We start from the raw sequence: 20,087 nt of genomic DNA, 5'->3' as shown, positions 1-20,087 counted from the left end.
GAGGACGAGGCGAGGAGAAGCGGGTGACCATTCGGGTCGGAGTGCTCGGAGCACGCGGCAAGGTCGGACAGGCGATCTGCGCGGCCGTGGAGGCGGCGGCCGATCTGGAGCTGGTCGCCCAGGTCGACAAGGACGACGCGCTGGCGACGTTCACCGAGACCGGTACCCAGGTCGTCGTCGACTTCACCCACCCCGACGTGGTGATGGGCAACCTGAAGTTCCTCATCGAGAACGGCATCCACGCCGTCGTCGGCACCACCGGGTTCGACGAAGTCCGCCTCGCCGAGGTGCGCGGCCAGCTGGCCCAGCGCCCCGAGGTGGGCGTGCTGATCGCGCCGAACTTCGCCATCGGCGCGGTGCTGTCGATGCGGTTCGCCGAGCAGGCGGCCCGGTTCTTCGAGTCGGTGGAGGTCATCGAACTGCACCATCCGAACAAGGCCGACGCGCCCTCGGGCACCGCCTACCGCACCGCGGGCCTGATCGCCGCGGCTCGCGCCGAGGCGGGCGTCGGCGCGAGCCCCGATGCCACCAGCACCGAGCTCGAGGGCGCGCGTGGCGCCGACGTCGACGGTGTGCGGGTGCACTCGGTGCGCCTGGCCGGCCTCGTCGCGCACCAGGAGGTGCTGTTCGGCACCCAGGGCGAGACCCTCACCATCCGCCACGACTCCATCGACCGGAACTCCTTCGCGCCCGGTGTGCTGCTCGGCGTGCGCGAGATCGCCGGCCGCCCCGGGCTGACCGTCGGGCTCGACCCGTTCCTGGATCTGTGAACGCCGCCGAACCCGCCGCGCGACGACCCGACCGCCAGGTCGTGAAGATCCTCGCGCTGGTGGCGTTCCTGGTGCTGGCGCTGGCCTACTACTTCATCCGGCTCGGCAGCCTGGCGATCGCCTACATCGCCGGCGGCGAGTTCGCCGGTGTGGCCCTCGGTATCGGGATGCTGCTGCTGCCGATCGTCGGGATCTGGATCGTGTGGGCGACGCTGCAGGCCGCGTTCGCCCACCAGCGCCTGGCCCGCCGGATCGATGAGGAGGGCCTCGAGGTCGACACCTCGCAGCTGCCGCGCCGCCCCTCCGGCCGCATCGAACGTGCCGCCGCCGACGAGCTGTTCGCCCGCATCAAGACCGAATGGGAGGGCGACCCGGACAACTGGCGCTCCTCCTACCGCCTCGCCCGTGCCTACGACTACGCCGGTGACCGCACCCGCGCCCGCGAGACCATGCGCCGCGCGGTCGCGCTGGAGAAGCTGGAACGCGAGGCGTAGTGGCCCGGCTGCTGCTCATCCACCACACTCCGTCGCCGCACACGCAGGCGATGTTCGAGGCGGTGCTCGCGGGCGCCACCGATCCGGAGATCGAGGGCGTGGAGGTGGTGCGCCGCGCGGCCCTGGCCGTCACCGCCGTCGACGTCCTCGAGGCCGACGGTTACCTACTCGGCACCCCGGCCAACCTCGGCTACATGAGCGGCGCCCTCAAACACGCCTTCGACACGTTCTACTACCCCTGTCTGGACTCCACCCGCGGCCGTCCCTACGCGCTGTACCTGCACGGCAACGAGGGGACCGAGGGCGCGGAGGCGAGTGTCGAGCGGATCACCACCGGCCTGGGCTGGCAGCGGGTGGCGGCCGCGGTCGCCGTCTCCGGACCGCCGGGCAAGGCGGATCTGGAACGGTGCTGGGAGCTCGGCGCGACCGTCGCCGCCGGGCTGATGGGGTAGCCGCCCCGAATGCTGGTGGGCTGACACACGCTGGGCCGATGCGGTACAACTCGACTCCTACGTGTCGTGGATGGTGTTTCAGGATGGGGAGTGGTTGGTGAGCGAGTTGGAGCGGACTCCGCGGGTGCGCCGGATCGGTCTGGTCGAGGACCATGAATCCGTCGCGATCGGGCTCGCCGCCATGCTCGGTCCCGAACCCGACCTGGACCTGGTCGCCACCGCCGACAGCGTGAGCGGGCTGCTCGCGAGCACCGACGCGCTCGACCTGGTGGTGCTCGATCTGCGCCTGCCCGACGGTTCCTCGCCCGAGGACAATGTCACCGCGCTGCGTGAACGCGGCATCGAGGTGCTCGTGTTCACCGGCGCCGACAACGCGTTCCTGGTGCGCTCGGCCGCCAAGGCGGGCGTGCTCGGCGTGCTGCGCAAGTCCGAGAGCGTGGCCACCGTGGTCGCCGCGGTACGCAGGGCCGCCTCCGGCGAACAGGTCGTCACCACCGACTGGGCCGCCGCCATCGACGGCGACCCGCAGCTGTCCGACGTGGGCCTGAGCCCGCGCCAGGAGGAAGTGCTCATGCTGTACGCCTCGGGGGAGAAGGCGTCGCGGGTGGCCCGGCTGACCGGGTTGTCCGAGCAGACCGTCAACGACTACCTCGGCCGCATCCGGCAGAAGTACGCCGACGCGGGCCGCCCGGCGCCGACCAAGACCGACCTGTACAAGCGCGCCGTCGAGGACGGCTGGCTGCCGGTGCCGGAACGACAGCAGCGCACGTGACCACCACGGTCCCGGCGCCCGCCGCCGTGGGCACCGAACTCTCCCGGGCGGCGACCGACCAGATCCTGCGCAGGCTCGGCATGGTGATCGGGGTCGGCGCGATGATCGTGATGACCCTGGAACTGCCCGCCGTGCTGATCCAGCCGCTGAACCGGTCGCTGTGGCCCGAGGTGCATCTGGTCGGGGCGTACCTGCCGTTCGCGCCGCTGGCCCTGGTGTCGGCGCTCGGACCGGTCGCCGCGATCCGGCGCGTCGCCGCCGCGGCCGCCGGCTGCTATCTCCTGGCGACGGTGCTGACCCCGCTGGTGTACTCGGTCGTCTCGATCGGCTCGTTCGCGTCCTGGCCGTATCGCGGTCTCGCGCTCGGCGTGATGGCGGGTGGGCTGGCCTGGTCGGGGCGGGCCGCGACGGCCTTCGCCGCCCTGCTCGCGGTGGCCACGAGCGTGTCCAATGCCGCTGTGGTGCCAGACAGTTCGGCCTGGGCGCTGTTCGGTGACATCACCAGGGGACTCGGCGTGGGCGCGCTGTTCCTGTGGTGCGTGGTCTACGCGCGCACCGCCGCCGACCGGGTCGACCGGGAAGCGGTGCGCCAGCGCAGCAAGGCCGCGACCGTGGCCGCCACGGCGGCCAGGGAACGCGAGGGCGCCCGCTTCGCCGCCCTGATCCACGACGGGGTGCTGTCCACCCTGCTCGAGGCCTCGCGCGCGCACGAGTCGTCGACGGTGCTGCGCGCACAGGCCGCGCGCACCCTCGACCAGCTCGAACAGGCGCGCAGCGCCCCGGAGATCGACCATCTCGACGCCACCGCGGCCGTCGAGTTCCTGCGGGCGGCGGTGCGCGAGGTCGACCCCGACGTGCCGGTGCGTGCGGCCCGGCGCGGCGCCGATCTGCGCCTGCCGCTGGAGGCGGCCCAAGTGCTGGGCGCTGCGTTGAGCGAGGCGGTGCGCAACAGCCTGCGCCATGCCGGGGTGCCGGGGCGTCCGGTACGGCGCACGGTGGCCGTCACCATCGCCACCGGCGGTATCCGGGTGGTGCTCACCGACGACGGCGCCGGTTTCGATCCGGCGCGCGTGCCCGTCGACCGGATGGGGATCGCGGGCAGCATCCTCGGCCGCATGCGGACCCTGGCGGGCGGCGCCGCCTTCGTCGAATCGTCGCCGGGCAACGGGACCGTGGTGACGCTGGTCTGGGGCAGCCATGGCTGACCGGGACCGTCCCTTCGGCATGCGCGACCTGTTCGGCCTCAGCGACAGCATGGCCTGGCTGTTCGTGCTGATCTTCGAAGCCACCATCGTGCTGTACCTGCGGGTGAACTTCGACATCGCGCCGCCGGTCCCGGCCGCGGCGGCGCTGGCGTTCATGGCGGTGGCGGCGCTGGTCGTGCTGGTGGTGCCCACCGACCCGCTGCCGTGGCCCGCCACCGTCTACGTGGTGTGCGCAGGCCCGGCGGCCATGGCGCTGACGGTGCCCTGGATCGAGAATCCCTCCGGGTTCTCCCATCAGCTGTGGACGGCCTACCCGACCTCGTATCTGCTGGCGATGCTGGTGCTGCGCGGACGGATCCTGGCGGCTTGGGTGGGCGTGGCCGCGGCCGCCACGGTGCTCATCACCATGGGTGTGTTCACCACCTGGCACCCCGAGACCGTGGTGCGCGCGCTGACCCCGATCGCCACGGTCGGGGCGGTGACGGTGTTCATGGCGATCCTGCGACCCACCCAGCGCTCACTGCGCGCCCTGCGTCAGCAGGCCACCGAGCGCGCGGCGACCGAGGCGGCGCTGGCCGCGGCCACGGCCGAGCGCGACCGGCAGCTGGCCCGGCTCGACCGGGTCGCGCGGCCGATGCTGGCCCGGATCGCCGAGGGCGCCCAGCTCACCGCCGCCGAACGCGAACAGTGCCGGTTGCTCGAAGCCGAGCTGCGCGACGGATTGCGGGCCCCCGACCTCGCCACCGAACGCCTCAGCACCGCCGCGCGCCGGGCCCGCGCCCGCGGCGTGGAGGTGACGCTGCTCGACGACGGCGGCTTCCGCGATGTCCCCAGCTCGGTGCGCCACCAGGTGCTCGACGCCGCGGTCGGCGAACTGGAGACCGCGACCGGCGGCAGCGTCACCGTGCGGGTGCTGCCGGTCGGTCGCCGCTGGGTGGCGACGGTGCTGGCCGCGGCGCCGACGGGGGACCGGCGCACCGAGATCGACACCGCGGGCGAGATCCGGGTCTCCACCTGAGCCGCGCCGACCTGTCGGACCCCTGTGCCAGGCTGGACCCATGCAGCGGATGAATGCGGCGGCGGCGCGGCGGATCGCCCTGGCCGCACAGGGTTTCGGAAAACGCCGACCGGCCAACCCGAACCGGCGGGCCGTGCTCGACGTGGTCGCCAGAACCCGTCTGCTGCAACTGGATTCGGTGTCGGCGGTGGTCCGCGCGCACTACGCGCCGATCTTCAGCCGGATCGGCCCCTACGACCGCACCCTGCTCGAGCGGGCTGCCTGGAGCGACAGTCCGCGCGCCCGGCGCGGGCTGGTCGAATACTGGGCGCACGAGGCGGCGCTCATCCCGGTCGCCGACTGGCCGCTGCTGCGCTGGCGGATGGCCGAATACCGCCACGGCCGCTGGTCGGGGATGCGCAAGGTCGTCGAACGCAATCCCACCCTGGGCAAGGACATCCTCGACGTCGTCACCGAGGTCGGCGCGGCCAGCGCGGGCGAGATCGAACGCCACCTGGAACTGGACAAGCCGCGCCCCAAGGGCACGTGGTGGAACCTGTCGGACACGAAGATGATCTGCGAGCAGCTCTTCGCCGCGGGCGAGCTGTCCATCGCCCGCCGCGCCGGCTTCACCCGCCACTACGACCTCACCGAACGCGTCGTCCCCGCCGACGTCCGCGAGCGCGAGATCGCCGAGCCCGACGCGGTGCGTGAGCTGATCCGCCGCTCCAGCCGCGCCCTCGGCATCGGCACCGAGACCGATCTGCGCGACTACTACCGGCTCAACCGCCGCCAGAGCGCCCCGGCCATCGCCGAACTCGTCGACGCGGGCGAACTCCTCCCGGTCGAGGTGGCGGGCTGGGACGCCCCGGCCTACCTGCACCCCGAGGCGAGCACGCCGCGCCGCGTCGCCGGCGCCGCTCTGCTGTGCCCGTTCGACCCGCTCATCTTCTTCCGGCCGCGCACCCAGCGGATCTTCGACTTCCACTACCGGATCGAGATCTACACGCCCGAACCCAAACGGGTGCACGGCTATTACGTCTTCCCGTTCCTGCTCGACGGGCAGCTCGTCGGCCGGGTCGACCTGCGCGCCGAGCGGGGCAGCGGCAGGCTGCTCGTCCCCGGCGCCTTCGCCGAACCCGGCCACGCCACCGCCGGGACCGCGCACGCGCTGCGTGGCGCGCTCCGGGAGATGGCCGACTGGCTCGAGCTCGACGAGGTGGTCATCGGCGAGCGCGGTGACCTGGCGCCGCTGCTGTGAGCGCGCCGCTCACCAGCCCTTGGGGCCCCCGCCGCGCATCTGGTCCCGCAGCGCGCCGCTGACAGCGCCCGAGAGCCACGAGTTCAGCGACTGCCCGTTCTGCGCCGCCGCCTCCTCGGCCTTGGACTTGAGCTGCTCGACCAGCCGCAGGGTGACCCGGCTGATATCGCCGGTCATCTCCTCGAAGGTCGGTGGTTCGTCGGAACCCGACGGCGTGTTCTTGCGCACGTCGGCCACCGCCTCGGTGCCCTCGAGCCGGACGTGCACCATGCGGTCACCGAGCTCGGTGCTGATCTCGGCGGCCAGCTCCGACAGTGCCGACAGCAGCACCAGCCGGCTCGAACTCTCCACCGCCGCGGCCAGCGCGGCGGCGGTGGCCTGCGTTTTCTCGTCGCCGAGAGCCGCGGCGGCGATCAGTTCCTCGCGCAGCCGCGCGGTATGAGCGTTCAGATCCATGACATCAGTGTGATGTCGAAAGTGACATCACGCAAGGGTGGTCATGATGTCATCGATAAGGCGTATGGTGTCGAAAGGCGGGCACCGGCAGCCGCTTCGGCCGCTAGGGTGTCGAGGCGCATCCGGGGACCGGGTAGCCTTTCTGACCATGACGAACGGTGAATCGACGCCAACGGAGCTGCACGCGTCCGGCACGGTAGGTGTCGCGATGGTGACCCCCTTCAGCGCCGCGGGCAAGGTCGATGTCGACGCCGGGGTGGCGTTGGCCGCGCGCCTGGTCGACCGGGGCGTCGATCTGCTGGCCATCTCCGGCACCACCGGTGAGTCGCCGACCACCACCGAATCGGAGAAGTCCGATCTGCTGCGCGCCGTCGTCGACGCCGTCGGCGACCGGGCCACCGTCATCGCCGGCGCGGGCACCTACGACACCGCGCACTCGCTGGAGTTGGCGCGCGCCGCCGAGGACGCGGGCGCGCACGGCCTGCTCGTCGTCACCCCGTACTACTCGCGTCCCACGCAGGAGGGGCTGATCGCGCACTTCACCGCGGTCGCCGACGCCACCTCGCTGCCGGTGACGCTCTACGACATTCCGCCGCGGTCGGTGGTGCCCATCGCCATCGACACGATCCGCCGCCTCGCCGACCACCCGAACATCGTCGCCGTCAAGGACGCCAAGGGCGATCTGGTCTCCGGTGCCGATCTCATCGCGACCACCGGCCTCGCCTTCTACTCCGGAGACGACGGGCTCAACCTGCCCTGGCTCTCGGTCGGCGCCACCGGTTTCATCAGCGTGATCGGGCACCTGGTGCCCGATCGCCTGCGCGAGATCCACCAGGCCTACACCGCCGGTGACGTGGTCCGCGCCAAGGAGATCAACGCGACACTGTTGCCGCTGTTCGCGGCCATGACCCGCCTGGGAGGTGTGGCGATGTGCAAGGGAGCTCTCCGATTGCTCGGTGTCGAGGTGGGTGAACCCCGGCTGCCGCAGCTGATGCCGACCCCGGCGCAGCTCGACGCGCTGGCCCTGGACCTGCAGGCCGCGGGGGTGTCGGCATGACCGAACCGCGCAGGCCCCGTCGTCGTTCCGCCAGCCGCGCCGCGGGCGCGCCCGAGCCGGCTCCCGTCGCACCGGCCGCCGAGCGGCCCGCGGCGGCCGAGGTCGTCCCCCCGACCCAGCCGGCCCCCGAACCGGTCGCCGAGATCGCGGCCGAGGCCGAGCTCGTCGTGGCCGCCGAGGACGGCACCGACCTGATCAGCGTGCCCGCCGAACAGGCCACCGCGCCGAAGAAGACGAGTTCGCGCCGCGCCAAGAGCAAGCCGGCCGCCGAGCAGGCGCCGCAGCAGCAGTCCCGCGGCGGCGGCCGCGGGCGCCAGGGCGGCGGTCGCGGTCGTGGCGCCGCGCCCTCGGCCGAACCGCGGGAGAAGGCGCCGCAGGACCGCCTCGGCGCCCCGCCGAAGCTGGCCAAGAACGGCCTGCGCGTGTTCGCCCTCGGCGGCATCGGCGAGATCGGCCGCAACATGACCGTTTTCGAGTACAACGGCAAGCTGCTGATCGTGGACTGCGGTGTGCTGTTCCCCGAGGACCAGCAGCCCGGCGTCGACCTGATCCTGCCCGACTTCCGGCCCATCGAGGACCGGATGGACGACATCGTCGCCATCGTGCTCACCCACGGTCACGAGGACCACATCGGCGCGGTGCCGTTCCTGCTGCGCAACCGCCCCGACATCCCCGTGATCGGCGCCAAGTTCACCCTCGCGCTGGTCGCCGCCAAGTGCCGCGAGCACCGGCTGCAGCCCAAGCTGATCGAGGTCGCCGAGGGCGAGACCACCGTGCACGGCCCGTTCGAGTGCGAGTACTTCGCGGTCAACCACTCGATCCCCGACGCGATCGCCGTCGCCATCCGCACCGGCGCGGGCGTGGTGCTGCACACCGGTGACATCAAGCTCGACCAGCTGCCGCTCGACGGCCGTCTCACCGACCTGGCCGGCTTCTCCCGCCTGGGCGACGAGGGCGTCGACCTGTTCCTGGTCGACTCGACCAACGCCGAGGTCCCCGGGTTCGTCACCCCCGAGCGCGAGATCGGCGGGGTGCTCGACAACGTCATCGGCAAGGCGCGCAACCGCGTCATCGTCGCCTCCTTCGCCAGCCACGTGCACCGCATCCAGCAGGTCGTCGACGTGGCGCAGAAGTACAACCGCAAGATCTGCTTCGTCGGCCGCTCGATGGTCCGCAACATGCAGATCGCGCAGGACCTGGGCTACCTGACCGTGCCCGACAACGTCGTCGTCGATCTCGACGCGGCGGCGAACCTGCCCGGCAACCGTCTGGTGCTGATCTCCACCGGTTCCCAGGGCGAGCCGCTCTCGGCGCTGGCGCGGATGGCCCGCGGCGACCACCGCCAGATCAACATCCGCGCCGACGACCTGATCGTGCTGGCGTCCTCGCTGATCCCGGGCAACGAGAACTCGGTGTTCGCGGTCGTCAACGGCCTGGCCCGGCTCGGCGCGACGGTCATCACCCAGCAGAACGCGAAGGTGCACGTCTCGGGCCACGCCTCCGCCGGTGAGCTGCTGTACCTGTACAACGCGGTGCGTCCCACCAACGCGATGCCGGTGCACGGCGAGTGGCGGCACCTGCGCGCCAACGCCGCGCTCGCCGTGGCGACGGGTGTGCCCGAGGAGCGGGTCGTGCTGGCCGAGGACGGCGTGGTGGTCGACCTGGTCGACGGCATCGCCTCGATCGTCGGCCGGGTGCCGGTCGGACACGTCTACGTCGACGGTCTGTCCGTCGGCGACGTCGGTGAGTCGACGCTGTCGGATCGCCTGGTGCTCGGCGAGGGCGGATTCATCTCGATCACCGTCGTCATCGACGCGACCACCGGCAAGGCGGTCAGCACCGAACTCAACGGCCGGGGCTTCTCCGACGACCCGACCGCGCTCAGCGGCGCGAACGAACTCGTCGAGGCCGAGCTGCTGCGCCTGGCCGGTGAGGGCATCACCGACACCCACCGCATCGCCCAGGGCGTGCGCCGGGTCGTCGGCCGCTGGGTGGCCGACACCTACCGCCGTCGCCCGATGATCGTGCCGACGGTCATCGGCGTCTGATCCGAAGACACGAGAACCGCCGGGCGACGATGTCGTCCGGCGGTTCTCGTTGGGTGGCGTCAGGCCTGGCAGGCCGCGGAGTCGAGCTTGGCCGACTTCACGATGTTGCAGGTGAACACGTGCGACACGCGCCAGCCGCCCTCGGACGCGACGAATTCCACGGTCGCGCCCTGCACCGGGGTGCCGTCGATGGTGACGTCGGCGGGCGCCTTCACCTTGCCGTCGGCGGGCGAGCCGACACTGGTGATCTTGGCCGTGACGTTGTTCTTCTTGGCCGCCTCGACGAACTTGTCGACGAGGTTCGGGTCGCGCTCGGCGTCCTCGATGAGCGTGGCCTTCTCCTCGGCGCTCAGCTGACCGGCCATCGCCTTGTCCAGGCGCGCGTTGAGCTCCTCGACCGTCGGCGCGGGCAGGTTCGGCACCGGCGTGGTCATCGGGGCGTCACCCTCCTGGGTGCCCTCGACCTTCTTGCCGTCCTCGAAACCCGCGCCGGCGGCGGTGGTCGTCGCGGCCGCGGTGCTCGACGGCTCGTCGCTGCTGCACGCGGTCAGGCCGAGCACGGCGACGGCCAGCGTCGCGGCGGCCGCCACGGTGATCATGCGGTTGTTCACTGGTCTCCCCAAATGAGATGTGCGCCGGAGGATCGCTCCGGCGGGGCGGTGGCGGCTCAGACCTCGTAGCCGGAGGTGCAGTTCCAGTTGATGATGGTGGCCGCGCCGCGGTTGGCGTTGATCGCGTTGCGCTTGGCCGCCCGCAGCGAGGGCGCCGAGGCCCAGCTGTAGGACCGGCTCGACTCGGCGAGCGCGCCGCAGCCGTTGCGCCACGACACCTTCACATCGCAGCCTGCGCCCCCGCCGCTGCGCTGGCAGCCCGCGATGGCGGCCGACTCGGCCGCGGCGTAGCTGCCGTAATTCGCGGTGATGCTGGAGGCGCCGTTGCGCGAGAGCGCGAGCGCGCCGTAGTTGTCGGCCTGCGCCTGCGCGGGCGCGATGTGGCCGGCCAGCAACGCACCGACCGTCGCGGTCATGACCGCCGCGCCGGTGAGAACTTTCTTCACGTGATTCCCCTCGTATTCCGTCCACACCCGGTGGACCAGGTGTCAACGTACAGACCCGGCGGTCCCCGGCGCCAGCGCTCGCGCGCGGATTCGGGCCCATCACAAGGGAACTGAAAGGATTCCCTTGGCGGGACGCGGCGAACGGCGCGCGAAACGCGGTCGCCGCGCGAGATTTCCCCGCGCTGACCGGGGCCCCGCGACCTGCGCGTCCGGGTGAGATCAACGTCGCAACCGGGGTGGGACCAGTGTTGCGGATGGTCCGGACGGTGCCTGAGCGGCTAGCCTGATGGTCATGGCAGGTAAGTCCCGCAGCACCACGACCTCTCGGGCGCGGGCGGGATCGAGCAGGGGGCAGACGCCGTCCGCGCGATCTCGTTCGACGACTCCGCGAGCGTCCGCGGCGCCGCGCGGACGCGCGACGCCCGCCCGCAGGCCCGCGCGGCGCGCGTCGAACACCGCGCCGCTGGCGGTGATCGGGCGCGGTGTCGGCAGCGGCTGGACCATGCTGGCGCGCGGTGTCGGCGCCACCACCCGCACGTTGAGCCGTGCCGGCGAGATCGAACACGGACATCGGCGCGACGGCATCGGTCTGGCGCTCATCGCGGTGAGCGCGATCATCGCGGCGGCCATGTGGTTGTCGGCCGGTGGTCCGGTCGGACGCTTCCTCGAAGACATCGTGCGCGCCGTCGCGGGCACCGCGGGCGGCCTGGCCCCGCTGCTGTTCGTCGCCCTCGCCGTGGTGCTCATGCGCACCGAACCGCATCCGGAGATCCGGCCGCGGCTGGTCCTCGGCGGACTGCTCGTCGTGCTGCCCGCGCTCGGGATCTGGCATCTGGCCGCCGGATCGCCCACCGACGCGCAGGGCCGCTCGCGGGCGGCCGGTGCGCTCGGCTACGCCATCGGCGGCCCGCTCGGCCAGGGGCTCACCCCCTGGCTGGCCCTGCCGATCCTGTTGCTGGCCATGGTGTTCGGCGTGCTGCTGCTCACCGGGACCACGGTCCGCGAGGTGCCCTCGGCCCTGCGTGACTACTTCGGCCTCGGCGAGCACCACGCCGACGAGGACCCCTACGATCCGGCCAACTACGACGCCGACGGATTCCCGGTGCACCGCAACCGAACCCGCCGCCGCGGCCGGACCCCCGACGACAACTACCCGCCCGACGAATTCGGCGGCTCCGACGCGCTCACCGAAACGATCGGCGAGCCACCGCTGCGCGATGCCAAACAGTTGCGCCTGGACGAGGAACCACCGGCGCCCGACCCCGCGCCCAAACCGGCGCGCCGCAAGCCCGCGCCCGCCAAGGTCGTCGACCAGACCCCGCCCCCGCCGCCGGAGCCGGAGTTCGTCACCGACCGCGTCGTCGACGGCGACTACACCCTGCCCCCGCTGACGCTGCTGCTCGACGGCGATCCGCCCAAGAAGCGTTCGGCCGCCAACGAATCGATGATCGAGGCGATCACCGAGGTCCTCGTGCAGTTCAAGATCGACGCCGCCGTCACCGGTTTCGTGCGCGGCCCGACGGTCACCCGCTACGAGGTCGAGCTCGGTCCCGGCGTGAAGGTCGAGAAGATCACCGCCCTGCATCGCAACCTGGCCTACGCGGTGGCGACCGAGAACGTGCGCCTGCTCGCGCCGATCCCGGGCAAATCCGCCGTCGGCATCGAGGTGCCCAACTCCGACCGCGAGCTGGTGCGCCTGGCCGACGTGCTCAAGTCGCCGCACACCCGCAACGACCACCATCCGCTGGTGATCGGCCTCGGCAAGAACATCGAGGGCGAATTCGTCTCGGCGAACCTGGCCAAGATGCCGCACCTGCTGGTGGCGGGCTCCACCGGTTCCGGTAAGTCGAGCTTCGTGAACTCGATGCTGGTCTCGCTGCTGCACCGGGCCACCCCGGAGGAGGTCAGGATGATCCTGATCGACCCGAAGATGGTGGAACTCACCCCGTACGAGGGCATTCCGCACCTGATCACGCCCATCATCACCCAGCCGAAGAAGGCCGCCGCCGCGCTGGCCTGGCTGGTGGAGGAGATGGAGCAGCGCTATCAGGACATGCAGGCCAACAAGGTCCGCCACATCGACGACTTCAACAAGAAGGTCAAGTCGGGCCAGATCACCGCGCCGCTGGGCAGCGAGCGGGTGTACCGGCCGTACCCGTACATCCTGGCGATCGTCGACGAGCTCGCCGATCTGATGATGACCGCGCCGCGCGATGTCGAGGACGCGATCGTGCGGATCACGCAGAAGGCACGTGCCGCGGGCATCCACCTGGTCCTGGCCACGCAGCGGCCCTCGGTGGACGTGGTCACCGGCCTGATCAAGACCAATGTGCCCTCGCGCCTGGCCTTCGCGACGTCCTCGCTCACCGACTCGCGCGTCATCCTGGACCAGCCGGGCGCGGAGAAGCTGATCGGTATGGGCGACGGCCTGTTCCTGCCGATGGGCGCGGGCAAGCCCACCCGTCTGCAGGGCGCCTTCATCTCCGACGAGGAGATCCAGGCGGTCGTCGAATTCAGCAAGACCCAGGCCGAACCCGAGTACCAGGAGGGCGTCACCGCCGCCAAGGCGGGCGAGGCCAAGGACGTCGACCCCGATATCGGCGACGATATGGACGTGCTGCTGCAGGCGGTGGAGCTGGTGGTCACCTCCCAGTTCGGGTCCACCTCCATGCTGCAGCGCAAGCTGCGCGTCGGCTTCGCCAAGGCGGGCCGGTTGATGGACCTGATGGAGACGCGCGGCGTCGTCGGACCCAGCGAGGGGTCCAAGGCCCGCGACGTCCTCATCAAGCCCGACGAACTCGACGGGTTGCTCTACTCGATCCGTGGTGGCGACCCCGGCGGCGCCGAGGACGACTGAGTCCGCGCGCCGGTCGGCACGCGTCGCTGGTTTGCTCTGACCGTGCCGGGGCGAGCCGGCGACGAACGAGGAGGGACCGTGGCTCACCGCGGAGTCGAACCGCGCGCACGGGCCTTATGAGAGCCCGTCGGCGCCTGCGTGAGCCGGAAAGAGGGACGTGTGATCGCCCCTGGCCGTGGGGATGTCAGGGGTCGTCGAACGCCCGCGCGAGTCAGCGCGCGAGCGGTGCGGTGGGGGAGCCTGGGTCAGGCCGGGACGAAGCCGGTCAGGAGGCGACGCGCACGCACGAAGGGCGATGCGGCAGCGCGGCATCCGGAGCCGGCCGGGACATGTCGACACGGCGTTCGTACTGCGCGGTGGATCCGATCACGGGAGGCTCCTCTCGGGATGCCGGGGTGGGTGGGACGATGCGTCGACGGTAGCAGCGCGGCGCGCTCGGCGACATCGAATTTTCGACGCGCCGACCGGGCCGTGCGCAGGTCAGCACCCGTGTGTGTGAAATCATGGCGGGCAAGCGTTCCGCAAAGCCGACTGAAACGGACATTTCGGGCATGATGGACGGCATGAACTCTATCGATCGGACCACCACATGCAGGTGACCACGCTCGAGTGGGTGATCACCGGCCTGGTGATCCTCGGCTTGTTCGTCTTCGACTTCTTCGCCCACGTGCGCACACCGCACGAACCCACGTTCAAGGAATCCGGCTTCTGGTCGGCGGTCTACATCGGCCTGGCCCTGGTGTTCGGCCTGTACGTGGCCTGGAAATGGGGCGGCACCTACGCGGGGGAGTACTACGCGGGCTTCGTCACCGAGAAGGCGCTCTCGGTGGACAACCTGTTCATCTTCCTCATCATCATGAGCACCTTCGCCGTGCCGCGGATCTACCAGCAGAAGGTGCTGCTCATCGGCATCGTGCTGGCCCTGGTGATGCGCGGTGTCTTCATCGCCGTCGGCGCGGCCGCGATCAGCGCGTTCAGCTGGGTGTTCTACCTGTTCGGCGCGTTCCTGATCTACACCGCGATCAAGCTGCTGCGTGAGAGCGGGCACGAGGTCGAGCACGAGGAACAACGCGACAGCCGCATCGTCGCGCTGGCCAAGCGGGTCCTGCCCACCACCGACAAGTACGACGGCGACAAACTCGTCACCACGATCGACGGCAAACGGGTGGTGACCCCGCTGCTGCTGGCGCTGCTGGCCATCGGCTTCGCCGACCTGCTGTTCGCGCTGGACTCGATTCCCGCCATCTACGGCCTCACCGAACAGCCGTATCTGGTGTTCACCGCCAACGCCTTCGCCCTGATGGGCCTGCGGCAGCTGTACTTCCTCATCGGCGGCCTGCTCGACCGCCTGGTGTACCTGTCCTACGGCCTGGCCGCCATCCTGGCGTTCATCGGCATCAAGCTGGTGCTGCACGCGCTGCACGAGAACACGCTGCCGTTCGTCAACGGCGGTGAGCACGTGAGCGTGCCGGAGATCTCGACCCCGCTCTCGCTGAGCGTGATCATCGGCATCCTGGTGATCGCCACGGTGGCGAGCCTGCTGAAGACCCGCCGCACCACGTCCTCCTGACCGCACGCTGCCCCGGAACCGCGACGGTTCCGGGGCAGCGCTGTGTCAGCGGGGCCTCACTCGCTGAAGGCGCCCATCACCGGCAGCCATTCGACCGCGCGCACGGCCTCGATCAGGCCCAGCTTCGCGAACGGGTCCTCGGCCAGCAGCGCGGTCAGCGACGGCTGGTCCTCGGCGCGGAAGATCAGCAGCGCGCCCGTCCCGTCCGGGTAGGGACCACTGGTGAGCACGGTGCCCGCGTCGACCAGCGCGTTGAGGAAGGCCCGGTGCTCGGGACGGTGCGTGGCGCGGTCGGCGGCGGTGGCCTCGGTGTAGGTGTAGTGCACGGCGAAGATCGGCACGGCGGTATCGCTTCCTGGTGAGTGCGGGATTCAGAGGGTCAGCAGCATGCGGGTGTTGCCGAGGGTGTTCGGCTTCACGTAGCTCAGGTCGAGGAACTCGGCGACACCGGTGTCGTAGGACCGGCACATCTCGGCGTACACCTCGGCGGTGACGGGCGTGCCGTCGATCTCGACGAAACCGTGCCTGCCGAAGAAGTCCACCTCGAAGGTCAGCACGAACAACCGCTGCAACTGCAGCTCGCGCGCGACCGCGACCAGCCGGTCGACCACCGCGCCGCCCACCCCGCGCCCCTTCACCACCGGATCGACGGCGACCGTGCGAACCTCGCCCAGATCGGCCCACAACACGTGCAGCGCGCCGCAGCCGACGACCGCGCCGTCGAGTTCGGCGACCCAGAACTCCTGGACGGATTCGTACAGCGTCACCAGGTTCTTCTCGAGCAGGATGCGGCCCGCGTACTCGTCGACCAGACGCTTGATCTCCGGGACGTCGCTGGTTCGCGCTCGTCGGACGACCACACCGGAAACAGGCGCCGCAGTGGGCGCGACGGGATGCGCGTCGCTTGTCGAACCACCCAGTGGTCCCCGTGAGGTCATGGGGTGCACAGTAGTCGGCCGGGTTACCGATAGTCTGAACGTGTGCCGCACATCCTGTCGATCCGCTCACCGCATCGCGCCGGGCTCGTCGACCGGATCGCGTGGTGCGGCCCGCGCGAGCAAACCGCGCGCGAAACGTGTGGATTTCGGCGCAGTGCCGGTGAATGCCGAGAGGGCAGGGCATGAGAGGTCAGCGCCTGGAGGCGGCAGCGTGTGTAACCACGGAAGGCGCCCGAGCATGCCGAATGTGCGCAGCATGAGCGTGCGACCCGAAGAGATCGATCGCGGGTGGGAGGCGGCGCCACCACGTCCCGGGCACGAGCGTGCCGACGGGCAGGTTCCGCTGCTCAACATCGCGAACGTGCTGACCATCGCGCGGATCGTGCTGGTGCCGTTGTTCGTGCTCGCGCTGTTCGCCGAGGGGGGTCACGACACCCGCTGGCGGGTCATCGCCGCGGCCGTGTTCGGCCTGGCCGCCATCACCGACCGCTTCGACGGGCAACTGGCTCGCAAATACGGTCTGGTCACCGATTTCGGCAAGCTCGCCGACCCCATCGCGGACAAGGCGCTGATCGGTTCGGCACTGATCGGCCTGTCCGTTCTGGGCGATCTGCCCTGGTGGATCACCCTGGTCATCGTCGGCCGCGAACTCGGCATCACGTTGCTGCGGCTGGTGGTGGTCCGGCGCGGAGTCATCCCGGCCGGGCGGGGCGGCAAGCTCAAGACCCTGGTGCAGTCGTTCGCCATCGCGCTGTTGTTGCTGCCGCTGTCGGGGGCGTTCGAGACCGCGGGGATGTGGCTGATGTACGCCGCCGTCGCGCTCACGGTGCTCACCGGTCTGGATTATGTCGGCCAGGCGGCCCGGCTGTGGTTCGCCGGGGGCCGCGCGCGCGGCGAGTCCCGCGGATGAGCGATCCGCTCGTCGACGGCGCGCCGGTCGCGGAACTGGTCAGGGCCATGAACACGGCCGGGCAGACGGTCGCCACCGCGGAATCGCTGACCGCGGGTCTGCTCGCCGCCACGATGGCCGGGATACCGGGCGCCAGCGCGGTGCTGCGCGGCGGTCTGATCGTCTACGCGACCGACCTCAAGAGCCGCCTGGCCTGCGTCGACGCCGACACGCTGCGCCTGGACGGACCCGTCGCCGCCTCCACCGCCGAGCAGCTCGCGGTCGGGGCGCGGCAGTGCTGCGGCGCCGACTGGGGCGTCGGTCTGACCGGGGTCGCCGGACCCGATTCCCAGGACGGGCACCCCGTCGGGACGGTATACCTCGGATTGGCCGGTCCGCGGCACAGCGAGGTGGTCCGGTTGAAACTGCACGGCGACCGGTGGACGATCAGAATCGGTGCGGTACACAGCGCCGTGCGGGAGTTGCTGCGCTGTGTGACGACGAACTAGCCGCGGCCGGGAACCACCGGCCGATGCTCGACGTTGTGCCAGAAAGAGGTGAACACCGCTACGGCGGTGACACGAGGTGGAGGAGAACGAGATGACGCTGCTGCGGGAGGCAATCGGGGACAGTCTGCGGCGTGCACGTCTCGCCCAGCATCGAACGCTGCGCGAGGTGTCCACCTCGGCGCGCGTGAGCCTCGGCTATCTGTCGGAAGTGGAGCGCGGCCGCAAGGAAGCCTCCAGCGAGCTGCTCGCCGCCATCTGCGAGGCACTGGACGTGCCGCTGTCGCGGGTGCTGTGGGACGTGAGCACCATCATGGCGGGCGCCGACGGCTCGGCGCCGCGCGAACCCGCCCTGACCGGCCCGGCCACCGAGCGCGAGGCCGAACCGGCCCCCACCGAACCCGCCGCGGCGCCGGAGACGGCCTCGGCGAGCCTGTCGGCCGAGGGCCCCCGGATCGGCATCGCCGAAGACACCCGCATCGTCATCCCGGCGCCCAGGGCCGAGATGCTGGTACTGGTGAAGGGAATGTGACGCGGCGAACCACGTGCCGGACGCGCGAGACGCTGCACACCGCTGGTGAGAACGGATAGATTCTCATCAGGCGTCGAGTGGGCCGGTCACACCGGCCCGGGTGCCGCATGGTGAAGGATAAGCACATATCTGGTGCGTGACGGTCGCGCACCACCAGTCGCACGAGCGACGCACAGATGGAGGCGGGATCAATCGATGGCTAATCCGTTCGTGAAGGCCTGGAAGTACATGATGGCCCTCTTCGACTCCAAGATCGAAGAGCATGCGGATCCGAAGGTCCAGATTCAGCAGGCTATCGAGGAGGCGCAGCGTCAGCACCAGGCGCTGTCGCAGCAGGCGGCATCGGTGATCGGTAACCAGCGCCAGCTGGAGATGAAGCTGAACCGTCAGCTCGACGAGGTCGAGAAGCTCAACGCCAACGCCCGCCAGGCCGTCACGCTGGCCGATCAGGCGTCCGCCGCGGGCGACACCGAGAAGGCGATCCAGTACACCAACGCCGCCGAGGCGTTCGCCGCCCAGCTGGTCACCGCCGAGCAGTCGGTGGAAGACCTCAAGGTGCTGCACGACCAGTCCCTGCAGGCCGCCGCGCAGGCCAAGAAGGCGGTCGAGCAGAACGCGATGATGTTGCAGCAGAAGGTCGCCGAGCGCACCAAGCTGCTCAGCCAGCTCGAGCAGGCCAAGATGCAGGAGCAGGTCTCGGCCTCGCTGCAGCAGATGGACTCCACCCTGGCCGCGCCGGGCTCCACGCCCAGCCTGGACGCGGTGCGGGACAAGATCGAGCGCCGCTACGCCAACGCGCTCGGTTCGGCCGAGCTGGCGCAGAACTCGGTGCAGGGTCGCATGCTGGAGGTTCAGCAGGCCAGCATCCAGATGGCAGGCCACAGCAAGCTCGAGCAGATCCGCGCCTCCATGCGCGGTGACGCGCTGCCCACCGGGAACAACGCCGCGGCGATCGATCCGGCCAAGCAGCAGCAGCCCGCCCAGGCCCCGCAGATCAACAAGGGTCAGGCCGCGCAGCAGTAATTTCGGAGCGCCGGCGCGCTCGAGTTCGCGGCCCTCCAGTCCCGTCGATCAGGCACCGGTGCTCGCTCGTTCGTCGCCTACGCATCGGCACCTGATCGACGGGACGGGCCGCGAAGCGCCGCTGACGCGGGAACCCCCCTCGGGGTCGGGTTGTCCGGGGCTGGGTTCGGTGGCGAGCGTGGCGTCCGGCGGATACAGGTCGTGCCTGGCTTCGAGGCCATCCGGTCCAGCCGGCGGTGCTTGTCAGGGGTCGGTGGTAAACCTGGGGGCGCTGCGGGTGTTTCGAAGCGGCGGAAGGATGAGGACATGAGCGGGAGAACACGGCGCGAGCGGGCCGAGATCGTCGATCCGGCGGCGCTCGCGCGGTCGACCGCGTCCGGCGGGGTCCCCGCGACACTGCGGGAGGTCGGCGAGCAGGCGATGGTCGCGGTGCGCCGCTGGGCCGACCCGCGCGAGCGGGAACTGCGCCGCAGGCGCCGGGTGCGCAGGCGCAGCTTCCAGCTCGGTACGGCCTCGGGTATCACCACCGTCGGCGCCGTGGGGCTGGCCGTGGTGTCGGCGCCCGCGTGGGCCGTCGTCGTGATCGGCGGCGGCGCCGTCGCTTTCGTCACCGGAACCGCCCTGAGCGCCCGCCGGTATCTGCAATTGCGCGGGCAGCCGCTGCCGCAGGCGGCGTTCGTGGCCCGCAAGTCGCCCGGCCTCCGCTCGGCCGCCCGTGGCCCGATCCAGCGCCTGATCAGGGCCGAACGGGCACTGCACGGCCTCGGCGCCCAGATCGCGGCCACCCGGCGCCTGCCCGAGGACGAACTGCGCGACCTGCTCGACACCGCACGCTCCGGCGCGGCCGCCCTGCACGCCCTGGCCACCGACATCGTCGCGATGGAACAGGCCGCCGACACCGTCGGCCGGGCCAACCCGGAGACCGTCACGGCGCTGAAGACCACGATCACCGGGGTCCTCGCCCGGCTCGAGACCGGGGTCGTCGAATACGAACAGCTGGTCGCCGCCGCGGCCCGGATCCTGGCCGTCCCCGAGGACACCGTGGTCGCCTACCAGTTCCACGGCATCGTCGCCGACCTGCGCGAAGCCGCCGACCGGCTCGACGGCTGGGCACAGGCCCTGACCGATCTCGCCGATCGCCCTGTCGGCCCGCGATAGCGCCACGCGCGCACCGGCATCCGGCCCCGCCGCCCGCGCGACGGG

Annotated in this window: 21 protein-coding genes; 16 read left to right on the top strand and 5 right to left on the bottom strand. The window is 70.9% G+C overall.

Annotated features, from left to right (window positions below; all coding sequences use genetic code 11):
- Positions 1-23 precede the first annotated feature (23 nt).
- From dapB to DFR69_RS02760, 7 genes are all read left to right on the top strand, one after another.
- Complete coding sequence (gene dapB, locus DFR69_RS02790; protein WP_110035780.1) at positions 24-770, top strand: 4-hydroxy-tetrahydrodipicolinate reductase; 747 nt, start codon at positions 24-26, stop codon at positions 768-770.
- Positions 767-1,264, top strand: a complete 498-nt coding sequence (locus DFR69_RS02785) for a hypothetical protein (protein WP_110035779.1) — start codon at positions 767-769, stop codon at positions 1,262-1,264. Before dapB ends, DFR69_RS02785 begins: the two co-directional genes overlap by 4 nt.
- A complete protein-coding gene (locus DFR69_RS02780) occupies positions 1,264-1,716 on the top strand; it encodes a flavodoxin family protein (RefSeq protein WP_110035778.1) in 453 nt (150 codons plus the stop codon). The genes DFR69_RS02785 and DFR69_RS02780 overlap by 1 nt, the downstream gene beginning before the upstream one ends.
- Positions 1,717-1,813: 97 nt before the next feature.
- Positions 1,814-2,488, top strand: a complete 675-nt coding sequence (locus tag DFR69_RS02775; RefSeq protein ID WP_244198043.1) for a response regulator transcription factor — start codon at positions 1,814-1,816, stop codon at positions 2,486-2,488.
- Positions 2,485-3,693 (top strand): sensor histidine kinase, encoded by a 1,209-nt coding sequence (locus DFR69_RS02770; RefSeq protein WP_110035776.1) that lies wholly within the window; start codon positions 2,485-2,487, stop codon positions 3,691-3,693. The genes DFR69_RS02775 and DFR69_RS02770 overlap by 4 nt, the downstream gene beginning before the upstream one ends.
- Entirely contained in the window at positions 3,686-4,711 is a 1,026-nt protein-coding gene (locus DFR69_RS02765) for a hypothetical protein (RefSeq protein WP_110035775.1), read from the top strand. The genes DFR69_RS02770 and DFR69_RS02765 overlap by 8 nt, the downstream gene beginning before the upstream one ends.
- A gap of 40 nt (positions 4,712-4,751) precedes the next feature.
- Positions 4,752-5,951 (top strand): winged helix-turn-helix domain-containing protein, encoded by a 1,200-nt coding sequence (locus DFR69_RS02760; RefSeq protein WP_110035774.1) that lies wholly within the window; start codon positions 4,752-4,754, stop codon positions 5,949-5,951.
- Between the two features lie 9 nt (positions 5,952-5,960).
- Here the strand turns inward: DFR69_RS02760 and DFR69_RS02755 are convergent, their stop codons facing one another.
- A complete protein-coding gene (locus DFR69_RS02755) occupies positions 5,961-6,407 on the bottom strand; it encodes a toxin-antitoxin system HicB family antitoxin (RefSeq protein ID WP_110035773.1) in 447 nt (148 codons plus the stop codon).
- A 148-nt stretch (positions 6,408-6,555) separates the two neighbouring features.
- On the opposite strand from DFR69_RS02755, the gene dapA reads away from it, so the two are divergent.
- Positions 6,556-7,464 (top strand): 4-hydroxy-tetrahydrodipicolinate synthase, encoded by a 909-nt coding sequence (dapA, locus tag DFR69_RS02750; RefSeq protein ID WP_110035772.1) that lies wholly within the window; start codon positions 6,556-6,558, stop codon positions 7,462-7,464.
- Positions 7,461-9,512 (top strand): ribonuclease J, encoded by a 2,052-nt coding sequence (locus tag DFR69_RS02745; RefSeq protein ID WP_110035771.1) that lies wholly within the window; start codon positions 7,461-7,463, stop codon positions 9,510-9,512. Before dapA ends, DFR69_RS02745 begins: the two co-directional genes overlap by 4 nt.
- 59 nt (positions 9,513-9,571) lie before the next feature.
- Here the strand turns inward: DFR69_RS02745 and DFR69_RS02740 are convergent, their stop codons facing one another.
- Positions 9,572-10,123 (bottom strand): WKL family lipoprotein, encoded by a 552-nt coding sequence (locus DFR69_RS02740; protein ID WP_244198042.1) that lies wholly within the window; start codon positions 10,121-10,123, stop codon positions 9,572-9,574.
- A 56-nt stretch (positions 10,124-10,179) separates the two neighbouring features.
- The gene (locus DFR69_RS02735; protein ID WP_146229183.1) at positions 10,180-10,569 is read right to left on the bottom strand and encodes a DUF4189 domain-containing protein; all 390 of its coding nucleotides are present in this window, start codon (positions 10,567-10,569) and stop codon (positions 10,180-10,182) included.
- Between the two features lie 292 nt (positions 10,570-10,861).
- Here DFR69_RS02735 and DFR69_RS02730 point away from each other — a divergent pair, with 292 nt between their 5' ends.
- Positions 10,862-13,426 carry a DNA translocase FtsK gene (locus DFR69_RS02730; RefSeq protein ID WP_110036116.1) on the top strand — a complete coding sequence of 855 codons (2,565 nt, stop codon included), beginning with the start codon at positions 10,862-10,864 and terminating at the stop codon, positions 13,424-13,426.
- A 589-nt stretch (positions 13,427-14,015) separates the two neighbouring features.
- Positions 14,016-14,996, top strand: a complete 981-nt coding sequence (locus DFR69_RS02725; protein ID WP_110035769.1) for a TerC family protein — start codon at positions 14,016-14,018, stop codon at positions 14,994-14,996.
- Positions 14,997-15,052: 56 nt separating this feature from the next.
- On the opposite strand, the gene DFR69_RS02720 is transcribed toward DFR69_RS02725, so the two are convergent.
- Entirely contained in the window at positions 15,053-15,337 is a 285-nt protein-coding gene (locus tag DFR69_RS02720; protein ID WP_110035768.1) for a YciI family protein, read from the bottom strand.
- A 30-nt stretch (positions 15,338-15,367) separates the two neighbouring features.
- The gene (locus DFR69_RS02715) at positions 15,368-15,934 is read right to left on the bottom strand and encodes an amino-acid N-acetyltransferase (protein WP_110035767.1); all 567 of its coding nucleotides are present in this window, start codon (positions 15,932-15,934) and stop codon (positions 15,368-15,370) included.
- A 256-nt stretch (positions 15,935-16,190) separates the two neighbouring features.
- Between DFR69_RS02715 and pgsA the strand changes: the two genes are divergently transcribed.
- From pgsA to pspM, 5 genes are all read left to right on the top strand, one after another.
- Positions 16,191-16,844 carry a CDP-diacylglycerol--glycerol-3-phosphate 3-phosphatidyltransferase gene (gene pgsA, locus DFR69_RS02710; RefSeq protein WP_110035766.1) on the top strand — a complete coding sequence of 218 codons (654 nt, stop codon included), beginning with the start codon at positions 16,191-16,193 and terminating at the stop codon, positions 16,842-16,844.
- Positions 16,841-17,332, top strand: a complete 492-nt coding sequence (locus DFR69_RS02705) for a CinA family protein (RefSeq protein WP_110035765.1) — start codon at positions 16,841-16,843, stop codon at positions 17,330-17,332. The genes pgsA and DFR69_RS02705 overlap by 4 nt, the downstream gene beginning before the upstream one ends.
- Before the next feature lie 91 nt (positions 17,333-17,423).
- Positions 17,424-17,861, top strand: coding sequence for a helix-turn-helix domain-containing protein (locus DFR69_RS02700; RefSeq protein WP_110036115.1), 438 nt, complete (start codon positions 17,424-17,426; stop codon positions 17,859-17,861).
- A 195-nt stretch (positions 17,862-18,056) separates the two neighbouring features.
- Positions 18,057-18,884: a phage shock protein PspA gene (pspA, locus tag DFR69_RS02695; protein WP_110035764.1), complete on the top strand. Its 828-nt coding sequence runs from the start codon at positions 18,057-18,059 to the stop codon at positions 18,882-18,884.
- A 306-nt stretch (positions 18,885-19,190) separates the two neighbouring features.
- Positions 19,191-20,042 (top strand): phage shock envelope stress response protein PspM, encoded by an 852-nt coding sequence (gene pspM / locus DFR69_RS02690; protein WP_244198041.1) that lies wholly within the window; start codon positions 19,191-19,193, stop codon positions 20,040-20,042.
- Positions 20,043-20,087 lie beyond the last annotated feature (45 nt).

The sequence above is a fragment of the Nocardia neocaledoniensis genome (genome assembly GCF_003182135.1).
In the GTDB taxonomy this organism is placed as follows: Bacteria; Actinomycetota; Actinomycetes; order Mycobacteriales; family Mycobacteriaceae; genus Nocardia; species Nocardia neocaledoniensis.
The sequence above is the reverse complement of the archived record's forward strand: the minus strand, read 5'-3'. Positions and strand labels throughout refer to the sequence as shown.

Coding starts and splice junctions, on each gene's coding strand:
- DFR69_RS02765 (WP_110035775.1), top strand. CDS start 3,686: ATGGCTGACCGGGACCGTCCCTTCGGCATGCGCGACCTGTTCGGCCTC.
- DFR69_RS02760 (WP_110035774.1), top strand. CDS start 4,752: ATGCAGCGGATGAATGCGGCGGCGGCGCGGCGGATCGCCCTGGCCGCA.
- DFR69_RS02755 (WP_110035773.1), bottom strand. CDS start 6,407: ATGGATCTGAACGCTCATACCGCGCGGCTGCGCGAGGAACTGATCGCC.
- dapA (WP_110035772.1), top strand. CDS start 6,556: ATGACGAACGGTGAATCGACGCCAACGGAGCTGCACGCGTCCGGCACG.
- DFR69_RS02745 (WP_110035771.1), top strand. CDS start 7,461: ATGACCGAACCGCGCAGGCCCCGTCGTCGTTCCGCCAGCCGCGCCGCG.
- DFR69_RS02730 (WP_110036116.1), top strand. CDS start 10,862: ATGGCAGGTAAGTCCCGCAGCACCACGACCTCTCGGGCGCGGGCGGGA.
- DFR69_RS02725 (WP_110035769.1), top strand. CDS start 14,016: ATGCAGGTGACCACGCTCGAGTGGGTGATCACCGGCCTGGTGATCCTC.
- DFR69_RS02715 (WP_110035767.1), bottom strand. CDS start 15,934: ATGACCTCACGGGGACCACTGGGTGGTTCGACAAGCGACGCGCATCCC.
- pgsA (WP_110035766.1), top strand. CDS start 16,191: ATGAGCGTGCGACCCGAAGAGATCGATCGCGGGTGGGAGGCGGCGCCA.
- DFR69_RS02705 (WP_110035765.1), top strand. CDS start 16,841: ATGAGCGATCCGCTCGTCGACGGCGCGCCGGTCGCGGAACTGGTCAGG.
- DFR69_RS02700 (WP_110036115.1), top strand. CDS start 17,424: ATGACGCTGCTGCGGGAGGCAATCGGGGACAGTCTGCGGCGTGCACGT.
- pspA (WP_110035764.1), top strand. CDS start 18,057: ATGGCTAATCCGTTCGTGAAGGCCTGGAAGTACATGATGGCCCTCTTC.
- pspM (WP_244198041.1), top strand. CDS start 19,191: ATGAGCGGGAGAACACGGCGCGAGCGGGCCGAGATCGTCGATCCGGCG.